Source organism: Sporanaerobacter acetigenes DSM 13106, assembly GCF_900130025.1.
In the GTDB taxonomy this organism is placed as follows: domain Bacteria; phylum Bacillota; class Clostridia; order Tissierellales; family Sporanaerobacteraceae; genus Sporanaerobacter; species Sporanaerobacter acetigenes.
In genome coordinates this window covers 1-16,426 of sequence record NZ_FQXR01000003.1, presented here as the reverse complement: position 1 = coordinate 16,426, position 16,426 = coordinate 1, and the positions used below count along the sequence as shown (strand labels likewise).

The 16,426-nt window shown below is 29.0% G+C and carries 22 protein-coding genes and 1 pseudogene; 21 read left to right on the top strand and 2 right to left on the bottom strand.

All coding sequences use genetic code 11. The features are described 5' to 3' along the window. Nucleotides 1–11 precede the first annotated feature (11 nt). The 21 genes from pilM (at nt 12) to BUA21_RS02140 (ending at nt 15,296) form a co-directional block, all read left to right on the top strand. A complete protein-coding gene (pilM, locus tag BUA21_RS02240; protein WP_072743009.1) occupies nt 12–1,088 on the top strand; it encodes a pilus assembly protein PilM in 1,077 nt (358 codons plus the stop codon). Further along, nucleotides 1,085–1,708, top strand: a complete 624-nt coding sequence (locus BUA21_RS02235; protein ID WP_072743007.1) for a PilN domain-containing protein — start codon at nt 1,085–1,087, stop codon at nt 1,706–1,708. The genes pilM and BUA21_RS02235 overlap by 4 nt, the downstream gene beginning before the upstream one ends. After that, nucleotides 1,674–3,077: a LysM peptidoglycan-binding domain-containing protein gene (locus tag BUA21_RS02230; protein WP_072743005.1), complete on the top strand. Its 1,404-nt coding sequence runs from the start codon at nt 1,674–1,676 to the stop codon at nt 3,075–3,077. Before BUA21_RS02235 ends, BUA21_RS02230 begins: the two co-directional genes overlap by 35 nt. Nucleotides 3,078–3,089: 12 nt before the next feature. Beyond that, entirely contained in the window at nt 3,090–5,117 is a 2,028-nt protein-coding gene (locus BUA21_RS02225) for an S-layer homology domain-containing protein (protein WP_084604103.1), read from the top strand. Continuing rightward, entirely contained in the window at nt 5,105–5,656 is a 552-nt protein-coding gene (locus BUA21_RS02220; protein ID WP_072743002.1) for a pilus assembly FimT family protein, read from the top strand. The genes BUA21_RS02225 and BUA21_RS02220 overlap by 13 nt, the downstream gene beginning before the upstream one ends. After that, nucleotides 5,653–6,090, top strand: a complete 438-nt coding sequence (locus tag BUA21_RS02215) for a type II secretion system protein (RefSeq protein WP_072743000.1) — start codon at nt 5,653–5,655, stop codon at nt 6,088–6,090. The genes BUA21_RS02220 and BUA21_RS02215 overlap by 4 nt, the downstream gene beginning before the upstream one ends. Beyond that, a complete protein-coding gene (locus BUA21_RS02210; RefSeq protein WP_084604102.1) occupies nt 6,047–6,640 on the top strand; it encodes a PilW family protein in 594 nt (197 codons plus the stop codon). The genes BUA21_RS02215 and BUA21_RS02210 overlap by 44 nt, the downstream gene beginning before the upstream one ends. 13 nt (nt 6,641–6,653) lie before the next feature. Then, a complete protein-coding gene (locus BUA21_RS02205; RefSeq protein WP_072742997.1) occupies nt 6,654–7,685 on the top strand; it encodes a hypothetical protein in 1,032 nt (343 codons plus the stop codon). Nucleotides 7,686–7,697: 12 nt separating this feature from the next. Beyond that, on the top strand, nt 7,698–7,964 hold the full coding sequence (locus tag BUA21_RS02200) for a late competence development ComFB family protein (protein WP_072742996.1): 267 nt from the start codon (nt 7,698–7,700) through the stop codon (nt 7,962–7,964). 19 nt (nt 7,965–7,983) lie between these two features. Beyond that, nucleotides 7,984–8,499: a shikimate kinase gene (locus BUA21_RS02195; RefSeq protein ID WP_072742993.1), complete on the top strand. Its 516-nt coding sequence runs from the start codon at nt 7,984–7,986 to the stop codon at nt 8,497–8,499. A 35-nt stretch (nt 8,500–8,534) separates the two neighbouring features. Beyond that, complete coding sequence (aroQ, locus tag BUA21_RS02190) at nt 8,535–8,996, top strand: type II 3-dehydroquinate dehydratase (protein WP_234973667.1); 462 nt, start codon at nt 8,535–8,537, stop codon at nt 8,994–8,996. 28 nt (nt 8,997–9,024) lie between these two features. After that, the gene (efp, locus tag BUA21_RS02185; RefSeq protein ID WP_072742991.1) at nt 9,025–9,582 is read left to right on the top strand and encodes an elongation factor P; all 558 of its coding nucleotides are present in this window, start codon (nt 9,025–9,027) and stop codon (nt 9,580–9,582) included. Between the two features lie 35 nt (nt 9,583–9,617). Continuing rightward, nucleotides 9,618–9,965, top strand: coding sequence for a CD1247 N-terminal domain-containing protein (locus BUA21_RS02180; protein ID WP_072742989.1), 348 nt, complete (start codon nt 9,618–9,620; stop codon nt 9,963–9,965). A 108-nt stretch (nt 9,966–10,073) separates the two neighbouring features. Continuing rightward, nucleotides 10,074–11,051 carry a stage III sporulation protein AA gene (spoIIIAA, locus tag BUA21_RS02175; protein ID WP_072742987.1) on the top strand — a complete coding sequence of 326 codons (978 nt, stop codon included), beginning with the start codon at nt 10,074–10,076 and terminating at the stop codon, nt 11,049–11,051. Between the two features lie 13 nt (nt 11,052–11,064). Then, complete coding sequence (locus BUA21_RS02170) at nt 11,065–11,589, top strand: stage III sporulation protein AB (protein WP_072743415.1); 525 nt, start codon at nt 11,065–11,067, stop codon at nt 11,587–11,589. A 13-nt stretch (nt 11,590–11,602) separates the two neighbouring features. Next, entirely contained in the window at nt 11,603–11,800 is a 198-nt protein-coding gene (gene spoIIIAC, locus BUA21_RS02165; protein WP_072742985.1) for a stage III sporulation protein AC, read from the top strand. A 15-nt stretch (nt 11,801–11,815) separates the two neighbouring features. Beyond that, a complete protein-coding gene (gene spoIIIAD, locus BUA21_RS02160; RefSeq protein ID WP_072742982.1) occupies nt 11,816–12,202 on the top strand; it encodes a stage III sporulation protein AD in 387 nt (128 codons plus the stop codon). 11 nt (nt 12,203–12,213) lie between these two features. Next, the gene (gene spoIIIAE / locus BUA21_RS02155) at nt 12,214–13,395 is read left to right on the top strand and encodes a stage III sporulation protein AE (protein WP_072742980.1); all 1,182 of its coding nucleotides are present in this window, start codon (nt 12,214–12,216) and stop codon (nt 13,393–13,395) included. 11 nt (nt 13,396–13,406) lie between these two features. Further along, complete coding sequence (gene spoIIIAF, locus BUA21_RS02150; RefSeq protein WP_072742978.1) at nt 13,407–14,039, top strand: stage III sporulation protein AF; 633 nt, start codon at nt 13,407–13,409, stop codon at nt 14,037–14,039. A 1-nt stretch (nt 14,040) separates the two neighbouring features. Continuing rightward, a complete protein-coding gene (locus BUA21_RS02145; RefSeq protein ID WP_072742976.1) occupies nt 14,041–14,625 on the top strand; it encodes a sporulation stage III protein AG in 585 nt (194 codons plus the stop codon). Between the two features lie 11 nt (nt 14,626–14,636). After that, nucleotides 14,637–15,296 carry a SpoIIIAH-like family protein gene (locus BUA21_RS02140; protein WP_233242606.1) on the top strand — a complete coding sequence of 220 codons (660 nt, stop codon included), beginning with the start codon at nt 14,637–14,639 and terminating at the stop codon, nt 15,294–15,296. A 106-nt stretch (nt 15,297–15,402) separates the two neighbouring features. Here BUA21_RS02140 and BUA21_RS02135 read toward each other — a convergent pair whose 3' ends face one another. Together BUA21_RS02135 and BUA21_RS02130 are read right to left on the bottom strand one after the other, a co-directional pair. Beyond that, the gene (locus tag BUA21_RS02135; RefSeq protein WP_159429084.1) at nt 15,403–15,798 is read right to left on the bottom strand and encodes a helix-turn-helix domain-containing protein; all 396 of its coding nucleotides are present in this window, start codon (nt 15,796–15,798) and stop codon (nt 15,403–15,405) included. A 322-nt stretch (nt 15,799–16,120) separates the two neighbouring features. Beyond that, nucleotides 16,121–16,426 (bottom strand): annotated as a pseudogene (locus BUA21_RS02130) (IS1634 family transposase); the annotation flags it as partial.

Here is a 16,426-nt window from a genome sequence, read left to right as displayed (position 1 = left end):
GGGAGAACTAATTGCAATTGCCAACTTTTATGCCTAATAAAAAAGTGGTATCCATAGACATAGGTTCCTATGAAACCAAAGTAGTTGAAGGAAAAATGACGAATAAAGGTATAGTCATAGATAAATATTTTTCCTTCTTGACTCCAGAAGGAGCCTATGAAAATGGATATATAATAGACAAAGAACTGCTGTATTATATGCTAAAAGAAGAGTTAAAAAACAACAAAATTTCATCGGATATAGCCTATATGACTATAAAAAGTACAGCAATTATCACTAGAGAAGTGATTATTCCCTATGTGGAAGAAGAAGAAATTGACGGAATACTGAAATTCCAATTAGATGACTATTTGCCCATGGATCCAGAAAGATATATTGTTCAGCATAAGACCATTGGAGTATTAGAAGAAGACAATGTAAACAAATTGAACGTACTTTTAATTGCCATACCTAAAGAAATAGTAGAAAGTCATTTTGCACTACTTAAAGAATTGGAATTGAAACCTACAGTACTGGATTTTCAATCCAATGGAATATGTAAAATGCTAAAATACAATTCTCTAATAAATGGTCGATATGATACTCAGGAGATAACTTTTGTAGCCATTGATTTAGGTTTTCACAATACCAATGTGACTATAACAAAAAACAATATATTGCAAGTAAGTCGTATAATAGAAATTGGTGGATACGAAATGGATATGGGCATACTTAATTTTTTCGAATACACCGAAGATGAAGTGGAAGAGGCCAAAAGACAAATACAGGATGTAAATAGAATTGATGATGAGTATTTAGATGATGATAGAATATTGAGTATTATAAGATCTAGTTTAGAAGATATAATGGACAAAATAGATCTTATATTTAGGTATTATGATTCCAGGGAAACAGGGAACAATGTTCAAGTCATATTACTTTATGGTGGTCTTTCAAATATAAATGGCATAAGCAATTTGTTCTCAAATTATTTTGGTATTCCTTCAATAGTTGTATCTAGATTTGACAAAGTTTTCTTTAGTGAGGATTTGAACAAATATTTAAACTGTATTAGTTCGATAATTAGAATTGAGGAGCTAAAAAAATGAAAGATTTAAATTTTTTTGAACCATATATTGAGAAAAAAGAATTTAAAATAGATAAGGAATTGATATTTTATGGCACAATGGTTTTAATTGTACTGTGCATGATATTTTATGGAATTATAAATCAAATAAAAATTGTTAAATTGAATAGAGAAGTAGCAAAACTTAAACTAGAGGCTGAAGATGAAAGTGTACAAAAGAGAATAGAAGAGCTCAAATTTCAAGAAGAAGAAATAGCTGATATCAAAGGAAAGGTCGAACAATTGAAAACTGTAGATGAATACATAGAAGATAGAGACATCATCAATGAATATTTACTTCAAAGTATAAATTCTAGAACACCAGAGGAGGTCTTTTTGAAATCTATGAGTATAGATACTGCTTCTATGCAAATTGAAGGGATATCAAAAGATAAATACTCTATTGCAGAATTTGAACATAGTTTGAAAAATAACATTGACTTTGAAGAATCTTTTATATCTAATATATCTTTTGAAGATGGATATTACAATTTTTCTTTAAATATTAAATTAAAGGATGAGGATGAGTATGACAATGGAGACGAAAATAGAGTCCAAGAAGACGAAAATGAAACTGAAGAAAATGAATCTATCGAAGAATGAAAAATATTTACTTGTCTTGTTGGGAGTAGTTGTAGTTTTTTGGATATTTAATAGATTTATATTTACATCCCAAAGAAATAATCTTCAAAGTTTCAAAGATAAAAAGATTGAATATGAAGAAAAAGCAGTAGAAAACAGTGGTATATTAGCTAGAGAAAAAGGGATAAATGAAGATTTTATTTCTTTAAATAGAGAAAAAGATACATTGCTACTTGAATATTTCCCAAAATTGGATCAATCCCAAATAATTTTTTTGTTAAATGAAATATTGGATGATTCCAATTTAGAAATATCAAATCTCAATTTTAGCGAACCACAAATAGAAGAGATAAGGGGAATACCTATAAATACTATGGATATATCTATTCCCTATAAGGGGAAATATGGGGATTTGCTAAAGCTGATGAATAAAATTGAGAAAAGTCCCAGAAAGCTTTTGATTACCAATCTCATCATAGATCAAGATGAAGAAAATTTAATAGGAGAATTGAGATTGAAAGCCTATAGTTCAGAAACTATTTTTGAAAAAGATGAGGATTTTGTAGCCATAGATACAGTTTTAAATACTGAAAAAGAAAATCCATTTAAACCTTTTGTTGAGTATGAAGAAGTAAAAGATGAAGATATAGTTGATATGAATGAAGAAAAGGGAAGTAGCGAATTTGAAAGTTCAGGGAGTTTTTTACCTTCAGGAGAAAGTCAAGAAAAGCTCAATAAAACTTTAGTGGAGAGTTTTGATGAAGGTAAGATATATTTTGTACCTTCTCATTTGAATACAAAGGGAAATGTGTATAGATCAAGAAAAGCTAAAGAAGGAAAATATTCTTTGAGATTTGAGTACAATATATTAGCTGTTGAGGAAGAAAATAGGGCGTATTTGGATTTTAGAGAGAAAAATATAAATTTCAAATATCCGCCAGATACTATAGGATTTTGGATGTATTCATATGGATATTCACCTGCTACATTGGGGATTAGATTTGAAGGCCAAATGGGAGAAAAAATTGATGTGGAAGTTTTGAAGGGTATAAACTGGATTGGTTGGAGATACATAAAGGCAAAGCTACCAGAAGATTTGAATATATATCCTTTAAAATTGGACAAGATGTATTTAGAATTGGTAAATGGCAGAGAAGACTTTGGAGTTATACTTTTAGATGGAATGGAGTGTGTATATCCACAAGTTGAAGAAGATAGCGCTTATAAAGGTAGCTATACTTTTTATATTGTTAAAGAAGGAGACACTATTGAATCCATATCAATGAAATACTATGGAAGGACTTCAAAGAAAAAGCTCATAATGAATGCAAATGATCTTTCAGGAAACAAAGATTTAAGACCTGGTAGGATATTGGTTATACCTAAATAAGAGAAAAAGGTGATGAAAATGAAAAAACTTAGTTTGTTTCTAGCTTTAAGTATACTTTTATCTTTTGCATTTTCTATGCCTATATATGCAGATGAAAAAGATAAATATGACAAAGTATATGAAGAGGTAAGAGAGACAGGATATAATCATGGGAATATAGCAGGCTATTTAGATAAAAACAAAGAGCTTACTAGTGATTACAATAGAGATATGCCTAAGGATTCAGAAATAGAGGGTATGTACAAAGAATACAAGGATGACAAGTTTGTCATGTCAAATATAGTGGCCAATTACAAGGCTGGATATATAAGAGGATATTTAGAAGGATATACCTCTGGGAACATAAGTCAAAACACAGATAAAAAACAAGAAAAAAATGAAAAGACAAATTATGGACAAAGCTTTGGTCTTTTGCTAGGACAAGTATATGGACAAAGAGATTTTTTTGAAGGCAAAAAAAACAACTGGTCCAAGGTCAAACCGACAGATAAAGTTATCATAAATATGTTCAATTTAGATCTGGAGACAATTGGATATAGAAATAGTTTTTTGAAAGATTTTAAAGAAAACTTTCAAAAATCCTATGAAGAATCTTATAGAGAGGCAAATTTAGAACCTCAAAAAATTTCTTATGAGGAAGGCCTAAAAGATGGTGAAGTTTTTGGTGAAATGTTTGGAAAAATCAATGGAAGAAAAGATTATTCTGAGGGGAAAATAAGTAATTGGAATAGAGACTTTCCTTCTGAAGCAGAAATTCGAAGGGAGTTTGTATTAAATAGAGATTCTGAAAAATATGTAGATGGATTTTTCACAGGATTTAAAAAGGCCTATGAAAAAGCTTACAATGAGGGCTTTAGAGAGGGAAATGTTGATTTAAATAAATTGAAAAGCGAGACTGCTTATGAAGATGGAAAAGAAGTAGGAACTAAAATAGGAGAACAAGCAGCACAAAACGACTATTTCTCGAAACAAAAAAATGATATATCCAGACATTTCAAATTAAATTCAGAACTTATTTATGAATATGATCTATATTTAGATAATGAAAGGTATAGAGATGGGTTCATAAGCGGATATAGAGATGGATTTGAAGAAGCTTATATAAAGACTTATCAAAAATTAAACAAAGAAGAAGCTTTAATCCTAGCTGAGACTGTAGTAGTACCTACTAGTGGTGGTGAAGTAGAAGCTCAAGATAAAAAGCTTAAAATAGCTATTCCAAGTGGAACTTATTTCAATGATGTATTGCTTAAATTGTACAATGATGGCAAAAATGAAAATGGTAAATCTAACAAGAATTTAATTGTTGCTTCAGAAGTTTACAATATAAAAATTTTAAATAGTATAAAAGAATTCAACAAAGATAAAAAAATAGAATTATCTTTTGAATACTATGGACCTAACATTGGTGGCATATATAAATTTATCAACGGAGAATGGCTTTATATGCCAAGTACCATTGAAGAAAATAGAATCAAAACCTATATTGTGCCAAATTCCATAAAAGAAGAAGGTTCTATTTATGCTGTATTCATAGATAAAACTTATGTTAAATATCATGACATAAGAGGCCATTGGGCAAAGGATGAGATAGACACTTATATTAGAAGAAAATATATTTCTGGCTATAAAGATAAGAAATTTAGACCTGATAGTTATATGACAAAAGGTCAGTTTCTCATGGTTTTGAACAAAGTCTATAAATGGGATTTGCCAGAAGAAGCAATTAGAGCTAAGACATATAAAGATTATAGTGAATATAAAAATTATGAAAAAGTAGTTGAATATAGCTTAAATAAAGGATATATAAGTGGAAATAAAGAAAATGTTTTAAATTTAAACTTACCTATGACTTATCGAGAAGTTGAAGATATAATGAAAAAAGTGACTGAAAGTAAAACCTTTAAATGGAGCAATACTTCTAACAAGATGCTATATCAAAAGGGGATACGCTCTAAAAGTTTTGCAAATTATGACAACAAAATAACTAGAGGAGAAACAATTTATATGTTATATCTTTTAAATGAGTGGAAAAATTAGCAAAAAAGAAGGATATTTTATTTTTATGTAGAATTATATCTAAAACCAAATTAGAGATGATGAAAATGAGGTCTAGGGGGACTACATTAATAGAAATTGTCATAACTCTTGCTATTTTGTCCATTGTTCTGGCTATTGCAGCACCAAGGGATGAATTCTTAATTAATACTAAAGAAAGAAAGGAACTACTGGAATTTAAAAATGATATTATTTTTGCCAGAAATATGGCTATAATTGATGTCAGAAGGTATAGTGTGGAAATTTACCCCAAAGAAAATTATTATACTATATATAAATATGACAAAGAACGAAGTATGATAAAAAAGAAATCTATGGAAAGTGGACTGAAACTAATAGATACAACTTTCGCAAATTCCCCAAATCCTAATCACGGTAGTATATGTTTTACTCCTACAGGAGCACCTTCAAAGGCGGGAACGGTAAATATGAAGAGTAGAAAAGGAAAGAAAATTGAATTAACAGTGGAAGTTGCAACTGGAAAAGTCAATATTTATATTGATGGAGATGAAGTCAAATGAATCGTAGGGGATTCATACTATTGGAAGTATTGCTGGGGATGTTTCTATTGGGGATTATATCAGTGACCTTTCTTCCACTCATAAGCTCGGCACAAAAAAACTTATGTCTGTTAGAAACTAAAAATAATATGAAATATTTTGCTGAAACTATTTTAGAAAGAATAAAGGCTTTTGAATTTGATAGTGAAAATGATGAATATATATTGGATATGAAGTTAGAGTTTTTAATGGAAAGATTTTGTAGAGAAGCTACAGCAGAAGTAGAATTGCCAATATTCGATAATGGAGAATATGAGTACTTAGTCAGGATAAATAAATTAAATCAAAATGAAAATTTATGGAAAATAACAGTTAGTATTACATCAAAAGAAAATAGCGAGAGGATAAAAGATGTGGTTCTTGAAGCTTATGTTCCAAAACCTAAAAAAAAATGATAAGAAAGGTTTTACATTGATTGAACTTGTTGTAGGATTAGCTGCTAGTTCTATTTTGGCTTTAGCTTTTTATGCTGTATTTGATTATTGTGTAAATATAAATTTAATTGAAGAAGAAAGAAATGATTTATCTCTAAATGGTAGATATGCCATTGAATACATGAAGCGAGAAATAAAAACTGCAGATGAAATCCTATCTACAGATAATTTCAAAGGTCTAAATGATAAATTCAAAAATAATGTTGGGTTTGTTTTGAAGACATTGGAGAAGAAACTTAGTGATGACAAATACATATATAAATATATACTTTACTATAAAGATGGGAATAGCCTTAAAAGAGTTACAGCAGAAGGTCCAAATATAAATGCCATAAGGATTTCTTCTTTTATTGGAGTTAATACTATTGCTTCAAATGTAAAATCTATTGAGGGAACTTATATAGATTTTGAAAATAAAAAAATAGTACTAAATATTTTATTGTCAGGGCACATAGGAAGAAAGATGAGATTCAATACAGAAATATATATAAGATGCCCTGTAAGCTACTAGTAGAGGTGTTTATATGACACAAAATGATGGCTCAATAATCATATTAGCAGTACTTATTTGGTGCTTTGTACTGATTGTAGCTAATTTTTTTATGTATTCTGTTTATTTGGATAGCAGAATAGTAAGTACAAGCTTGAAAAGCACTCAATCATCTTACAGAGCCGAAGACAAGATATATATATGTTTTAATGAAGATAAATATTACAGAGAAGAATTAATTCCAATGTTGAAATATTATATTAAATATGGGCATGAGGGAAACATTGGAGACAAAGGTAAAATATTTTTAAAGGATATTTCCTTTAGTTCGGGTGATACAAATTATGTAAAAGTGACAAATATACATAGAGAAAATGGTATATTGAAAGGTGAAATTGTATCTACGGGTATTTATGATTCAATAGAAAAAACTGCTACTGGAATGTTCAATATCATAAATTTTAAATACATAAACAATGGGTCAATAATATCGAAGAACAATGTAGAAGATGAAGAGTTTTTTAAAGATATATTTGATGATTTTAAATTGTATGATTTTGAGAATAAAATTCAATGTATTGAGTCTTCTAATTTTGACAAAGTAAATATATGTATTCTAGGAGAAGGTAAAATTAGAATTGATTATTACCGTTATGAAAAGGATATTCCTGTGCATCAAGATTTTTTAGACAAAAATGAAGTTTTTATTATAGTCAACAAACCTGATGGAGATAAATGCCAAATATCTATTATAAATGAGAACAAATTTGACAATGGGGATTTAAATGGAATAATATATGTAAAGGGTGATTTAAACATATTTGATGCTATTGCTTTCAATGGTATAATTTTAATTGATGATGGAGAATTAGAAGTTTTTTCCGAAGACAAACCTGAGATAAACGGACTTGTCATTTTGAACAATTATAGAGGAAATGAAAAATCAATTGAAAGTCAGACTAGATTAGAATATAAAGTAGATGTAATAGAAAAATATGGCATATATCTATCTAAATTTGTTGAACCTGAAATTTATGCCATCAAAGAAAATTCTACTATGCAATGAGAGGTGATAAAAATGAAATTATACAATATTATGGAAGATGAAGTTAGATATGCTATAGATAAGATACTAAAAACAAGAAAAAATATCTGTGATTGTGAAAAATGCAGATTGGACATAGCAGCAATAGCACTAAATCATTTGCCACCTAAATATGTTGTAACTGAAAAAGGTGAGCTATATGAGAGAGCAAATAATTTGAATTTACAATTTGAAGCTGATGTTGTGAAGGAAGTTGCCAAGGCTATTGAAAAAGTAAATAGGAAGCCTCAACATTCTTAATATTTCTATAGGTGACAATATGAAAAATATAGTTTTAATAGGCCCTAGTGGTATAGGAAAGACAACAATAGGTAAATACATATCAAAAAAATTAAATATTGTTCAAATTGATACTGATGATTTGATAGAAGAAAAAACAAATATGTCAATAAAAGATACCTTTGACATTTATGGAGAAGATTTTTTTAGAACTATTGAAGTTCAAGTTGTCAAAGAAATAGCTGATAATAAAAATGTTTTAATTTCTACTGGTGGAGGAATAGTCTTAAGAGAAGAGAATATTCATGCACTTAGGAGTAATGGTATAATTTTTTTCTTGAATGGGAAAATAGAAACGATTGTTAGAAACTTAAATTCATCAGATGTAGATAGGCCTTTGCTTATGAATGAAGAAGATATGTATGAAAAAATAAAAAAGCTTTTTTTAGAGAGAAAAAAACTATATTACAGTTCTTGTGATTATCTAATAGATGTAGATGACAAATCTGTTGAAAGTATAGGAGATGAAATAATTTTTTATTATGATAAACATTAGTCTTGTAGTAATATGAAAGGATTGCTATAATAAAAATGGAAAAGAAGAATAGAGAAGGGCATAAAATGAAGATACTAGTCATTCATGGTCCAAACCTAAATATTTTAGGTTATAGAAGTAAAAAGCATTATGGAGATAAAACCCTAGATGAACTAAATTCCATGATTGTAAATAAAGCCCATGAACTTAAATATGAAGTGGATATATTTCAATCAGATTATGAAGGAGATATATTGGGGAAACTCCATGTAGCTTTGCGTGGAGAATATGATGGTGTTATAATAAATGCAGGTGCTTATACTCACTATAGTATAGCTATAAGAGATGCTATAGAAGCTCTTGAAGTTCCTGTCATTGAAGTACATTTATCAAATATATATGGAAGAGAGGATTTCAGGAAAACATCTGTTATTGCTCCAGTTTGTTCTGGGCAGATAACAGGATTTGGACCATATAGTTATATTTTAGCCTTAGAAGTATTTAAAAATTTAAAGTAGAAATATTTTTTAGTAGGAGGTTTTTTGAATGATTTCAGCAAGTGATTTTAGAAAAGGTGTAACTTTTGAAATGGATGGAGATGTATATCAAATAATTGATTTCCAACACGTTAAACCTGGAAAAGGAGCGGCATTTGTAAGGGCCAAAATAAAAAATGTAATTAGTGGTGCAACAAAAGAAACAACTTTCAATCCAAATGATAAATATCCAAAGGCTCATATTGAGACAAAAGAGATGCAGTATTTATATAATGATGGAGAATTGTATTACTTCATGGACAATGAAACTTATGAACAATTGCCATTGGCTAAAGAGGATGTGGAAGAAGCTATAATCTATATCAAAGAAAATGATACAGCTATCATTAGATTTTATCAAGGCAAGGCTTTTGAAGTTGTGCCACCAAATTTCGTTGAACTTGTCATAACACATACGGAACCTGGTGTTAAAGGTGATACAGCTACTGGAGCTACAAAGCCAGCTACTGTTGAGACTGGTGCTGTTATTAATGTTCCACTATTCATCAATGAAGGTGACAAGATAAAGATTGATACTAGAACTGGTGAGTATTTGTCAAGAGTTTAGGGAATAATTAAAATAAAACTTAAGGAGGGATTAGAATGGATGAATTGTTTCAACAAGTTTCTTATTTGAGGGGTTTGGCTGATGGACTAGGAATAGAAGAATCTACCAAGGAAGGTAAATTACTTCTACATATTATCGATGTTCTTGATGATTTTGCCAACGCTTTGGGTGAAGTAGATGAAAAAATAGATGATGTTGACGAATATGTCAGCTATATGGATGAGGATTTAGCAGATGTAGAAGAAGAAGTATTTGGATTTTCAGATGAATATGATGACATGTATTTTGATGATGATGACTTTGATTACATGGAAGATGAAGATTTTTGTGAATGTGATGAAGGGTGTTTAAACCATTCACCAGAAGATATAGAAATTGAATAAAAATTGTTTAAGGTCTGAAACACAATTGTGTTTCAGACCTTATTTTTTAAAAATACAAGCATATTCTTTAACTTTGGACATACTATATATTAGAAAGGAGGACATGTTATGAAGAACAATGAAATAGCGATATTTAATTACTTGTTAGAATATTTAGACCCAGAAATCAGTCGTATATTATATAAAATTCCAGATAATAAAAAAGCAAATGTAGAAGAGATAAGAATTAGAAATCAAAAACCCTTAATGATTTTAGGAGAAGGCAAGGACTATTATGTTTCAAGTGAGGGTCAATTGTTAAAGGATGAACAAGAAGGCTTTGTTGTAAAAGTAGAACAGCTAAACAAAACTTTTCAAATTATCAGCAATTATTCTATCTATGCTTTTGAAGAAGAAATAAGAAACGGATTTATAACTTTAAGAGGAGGTCATAGAGTAGGGATTGCAGGCAAGACAGTATACAATTCTAGAGGAGTTGAAACTATAAGGAATATTTCATCGCTAAATATTAGAATTGCTAGAGAAAAATTAGGTATATCTAATAGAATAATGAAATATATAATAAAATACTCCAATTCAATTTACAACACATTGATAGTGTCTCCACCACAGTGTGGAAAGACCACTCTCTTAAGAGATATAATCAGGAATATTAGTGATGGTATTCCTGAATTAAATATTAGAGGAATGAAGGTTGGAGTTGTAGATGAAAGATCAGAAATAGCAGGAGTATATAATGGAATACCACAGAAAAAAGTAGGAATACGAACTGATATACTGGATGCTTGTCTTAAAAGTGATGGCATAATCATGCTTATCCGTTCTATGTCTCCAGAAGTTATTGCTACAGATGAACTTGGTGGATATGAGGATATAAAAGCTATAAATGAAGCACTAAAGGCTGGGATAAAACTTATTTCTACTGTTCATGGGGAAGATTTAGAAGATATATTGACTAAAAATGGTCTTGGAGAAATAATAGAAAGAAAAATATTTGAAAGAATCATCATTATGGATAATTCTCAAGGAGTAGGAACAATTTGTGACATAATAGATGGATACACGTTTAAATCAATTTTGTATTGAAAGAGGTAATAATATGCTTATATTAAAATTGACAGGTAGTTTACTTGTAATATTTTCTACTAGCTTGATGGGATATATATATGGGAAAAGTTATAGAGAAAGATTAGAAAACCTTATATATTTAGAAAATTGTATCAAGCTATTGGAAACTGAAGTGATATATGGAGCCAATCCCTTGCCTGAAGCACTTATGAATGTTTACAATAAGGGAAATAAAAAAGTGTCCTATATATTTAGATTGATAATAGAAAGATTAAATAAAGATAGAGAATGTACAGTTTTTGATTCCTTTTTATCAGTTGAAGATGCAATGAAAAATGATCTCAATTTTAAGAAGGAAGATATAGAAATGTTTATGACCCTTGGGAGAACCATAGGTTCCTCAGATAGAACAGATCAAGAAAAAAATTTCAAATTGATTCTTACTCAAATAAAAAACTTAGAAGATGAGGCTAGAATTGAGAAAGATAAAAATGAGAAGATGTTTAAAAGCTTAGGCTTCTTGGCAGGATTGGCTATAGTCGTTATTTTAATATAAGGGAGAGAAAAGCATGAATGTAGATTTAATTTTTAAAATTGCCAGTATTGGTATATTGACTGCAGTTTTGCACATGGTACTTGACAAGGCAGGCAAAGAGGAATTTGCATTTATAACAACTCTTTTAGGAGTGGTACTAGTACTTGGAATAGTTCTAAAATATATAAGCCAATTGTTTAGTGATATAAAGGCATTGTTCCAATTGTACTAGATAGGAAGTGATGAAATGGAAGTATTGCAAATAGTAGTCATAGGTATAATAGCTACAGTTATGATTATGTTGCTTAAAGATGAGAAACCTGAATTTGCTATATTGATCAGTATAGCTACCAGTATAGTTATATTTTATATTGTAGCAGATAAGCTTAAAATTGTTGTACAAGTACTAACAGATATGGCTAAAAATGCAGATGTAGATTTTATATTTTTCACTACAATATTAAAGATAATTGGAATTGCATATATTGTTGAATTTGGTGCTCAAATATCGAGAGATGCAGGAGAAGAATCTATTGCATCTAAAATTGAATTAGGTGGCAAAGTGGTTATCATGGTATTGGCTATACCAATATTTATGGCTTTGATGGATTTGATTTTTAAAATTTTGCCTTAAAGGTGAATAAGATGAAAAATAAAAGAACAGTCATTTTTATAATGCTTTTAGTTATTTTTTTACCCATTCATGGATATGGGGATGAAATTCAATCCAAAGATGAAAATCTTGGATTTATTATGGAGCAGTTTGAAAGTTTAAATTTAAAGGAGCTTGAGGAGACAATTGCGGATCTAGAAAATGAGTCTTTCAAATATTTTCCTGAGATTAATCTTAAAGAATTTATTAGTTCAACTATTAAAGGTGAAAGAACTATAAATAGCACTGATATATTGAAGGGAATAGGAAAACTGTTTTTTAATGAAGTAATTGACAACTTGTCATTACTTATACAAATATTAGCAATAACTATTATGTGTGCAGTATTGACTAATTTACAGACTTCCTTTGAAAAAGATACTGTTGGAGAGCTGGCCTATTATATATGTTATATACTTATAACAACTATAGTTATTAAGAGCTTTGCAACAATTATGGTCCTCGGACAAAGTACTGTAGATAAAATGGTTAATTTTATGGAAATAATATTGCCTATTTTATTAACTATGTTAGTTGCTGTGGGAGGAACAACTACCAATGCTCTTTTTCATCCAATGGTATTGGGAACTGTAAATATAATTGGAATACTTATAAAAGATGTAATATTTCCATTGATATTTTTTTCGTTCATTGTAGGAATTATAAGTAGAATTTCTGAAAAAGTTCAATTTACAAAATTGTCTGAGCTTATGAGACAAATAGTTGTTACAATCCTTGGAGTGGCATTAACGATTTTTATAGGAATTATGTCTGTATATGGTGTAGCCTCAAAAGTTGATGGTGTTACAGCTAGAACAGCAAAATTTGCAGTGGATAAATTCATACCTGTTGTAGGAAAATTTTTATCAGATGCTATGGATACTGTAGTGGGGTGTTCTCTAATACTAAAAAATGCCGTTGGGGGGATAGGATTATTTACACTCTTTTTAATATGTATCATTCCAACAATTCAAATAGTTGCACTAATATTTATATATAAAGTTCTCATTGTACTTATAGAACCTATTTCTACTATGAGAATTGGAGATAGTTTAAATGAGGTAAGTAAATCACTGGTATTGATACTTGTTAGTATTATTTCAGTTTCAATGATGTTTTTCATAACTATCACTATAATAGTTGAGGCTGGAAATATTTCTATGATGTTGAGGTAGGTGATGAGATTGTGGCAATAGAATTTATAAAAGATTGGATAGTAGATATAGTTTATATGTCTATATTTATATCATTTTTAGAAATAGTACTACCAAGAGGAAATATGAAACGATTTATAGATATGATAATTGGTTTTTTAATCATTATAGTAGTGATAAATCCATTCATAAAATTTATAAATAAAGATATAGATATAGAAAGAAATATTTTTACAAATATGAATAGATTTAATATTGAATACACAGAAAATGATAGTATAGAGGACTTACAGCAAAATCAGATAACTAGTGTATATATAAATAAGCTAAAGGAAGATATAAAAGATCAAGTAGAGTACAATTTTGGCTATAAAGTAATTGATTTAAATGTTTTAATTGTTGAGGACATGGAGGATAAAGATTATGGACAAATCAGAAAAATAGAATTAATTTTAGAAGATAGAAAAGATGAAAACATAAAAGATGAAAATATAATTAAAGTAGATAATACAAAAGAAGTATGGGTAAAATGGAACAATAACAATACATCAGATAGAGAGAAACTAAAGAATAGCGAAAAAATAGTAAATATTATTTCTAAACAGTACAATTTGCCTAAAGATAGAATTTCAGTCTACTTAAATAGAAAAATGGTAGGTGAATGAAATGAACTTTAAAGAAAAATATAAGAAAATTTCAGATAAAATTATAAATAAAAAATTTATGAATAATCTTTTGATAATACTCATTATTGGAGCTATGTTGCTGATCGCAGCAAGTGCGCTTAAGGGTGAGAAATCACAAGAGGAAGTGTTTAAGAAAGATGAAAAAAAAGAAAAAGTTATAGAAAACAATTATATGGAAGACTATGCTATGCTTCTTGAAAGGAAATTAGAAAACATATTAGGTGAAATAAAGGGAGTTGGAAAAGTAAAAGTGATGATAACCTTAGAAGAAACTACCGAAAAAATACCAGCCATGAATACAACTCAAAATCAAGAAAAGACAAGTGAAAAAGATTCACAAGGGGGTGTTAGAGAAATAATCAGAGAGGATTCTTCTATTCAAGTTGTTACTAGAGGAAGTGAAGGAAATATAATAGTGTTAAAAGAGATAAAACCTGAAGTTAAAGGGGTTATAGTTGTAGCAGAAGGTGCAGAAAATATAGAAGTAAAAGAAAAATTGTATCAAGCAGTTAAAACGGCTTTAGGTATATCTGGAAATAGAGTGGAAGTGTATTCTAGCAATTAGGGGGAATGTTTATGTTTAGTATGAAAAAGCCAGCTATAATAGCAATTTTAGTTTGTCTATTGGTATTGACTGGATATGTCAATCATCAACTTACTCAAAAATCCATGTCAAAAGTTGCCAGGGAATATCAAAAACATGAGGAAATTGAGATGGAAAAGGCAGCAAGCAATGAAGAAAAATCAACTATAGAAGCTATATCTGGAAGTGAAGAAAGTGAAGTAGAAATTGTAGAGGGAAATGATGAGGAAAATATATCTCAATTGACAGAAGACATAAATTCCAGCATAGAAGAAACTTTGAGTAGAGAGGAAAATTTAAAAAACAATAACTATTTTATAGAATATAGATTGGCAAGAGATAAGATGAGGGGGAATTTAGTTGAAAGATTGAAAGAAATTGTGGAAGACGAAAAAAGTAGTAGTGAAATGATTACAAAGGCTCAAAATGAAATAATAAGATTGGGAAATTTATCAGAAAAGGAATTATATATAGAAGGACTTGTTAAAGCAAAAGGATTTGAAGAAGCTTTGGTATTTTTAAAAGAGGACGGAGTGAAAGTTGTAGTGTCTGCAGATGAGCTAACAGAGCAAGATGTAGTTAAAATATTGGAAATCGTAAAGAATGAAACAAACTTTGATTCTGCCAATATAAAAATAATGAAAAAACTTTAAATAAATTTATATTTTAGTTTTCATACCCAAAATTAAGCTAAAAAGGCTTGAACCTCAAAAAAATGATGAGGATTTCAGGCCTTTTGTTACATTGTTTTGTTTTATCTTATTCGCTAATACTTTCATAAATAGATTTAATGAAATCCCAGGTTTTTAGAAATATATTAATTTGTTGGGAAGAAGTGTTTTTTAAATCATAGATACTTTGTTTAAGTTCGGGATTATTGTTTAAAATTTGAATTATTTCATAATCTTTTATATTACATTTTGCATTGCAACAATAGATATTGTCAGATTCCCCCAATAAATATGACATATCTGTATTTAATTTATTAGCGATTGTTTGTAAGGTTTGAAGGGATGGATTAGTTCTTCCTTTTTCAATATCACTAATATAAGAATGAGATAAGTTGCATATTTGTCCAAACTGTCTTAGACTATATCCATTTTTTTTTCTTAAGCATTTAATTCTTGTACCTAATTCATCCATTGTCAAATTCACCTTTCTATTTGTCGTCAATAACGTACAAATATAATATATCATATTGAAATATTAAAGTATATATTAATAACAAAAAACATTGTGAGGATATAATAAAAACTAAATGTATGTTTATATAATACAAAATTTTAAGTAAATAGAAGAAAAAGAAAGATATAAAGAGATAAAATAGGAAAAGTGGAATATATATACGTACACCTTTCTTGCAATATGTACGTATATAATCTCGTCTTTGACAGTTAAAAGAAATAAAAAGCTTGGATACCCTTGTAAATAGTGGGTTTCAAGCTTTTTACTATATCTATAAAAATGCGTACTTTTTTTATTTTTTTGTAGCCTTAAAAATATTTTTCATCTGTTGTGTAGACACGATTTGATAATCAGTTCGGAAACCAAATGCTTCATGCAAATCATCTGTTAAATCATTACGAGTATAAGTTGGAATATAACCTTCTCCTTTAACTTGATAAAAATTCATTTCTCTGAGCTGTGTAAGAATTTCATGGCATGTGTATTTTTCTCCAAGTTTTTTCTCAAGAATGCGATATATAATTAGTGAAATAAAACAGGTAGTAAAATGAGCTTCTATTCTGTCATCACGGCTTAAATATACAGGTCTTGCTTTAAA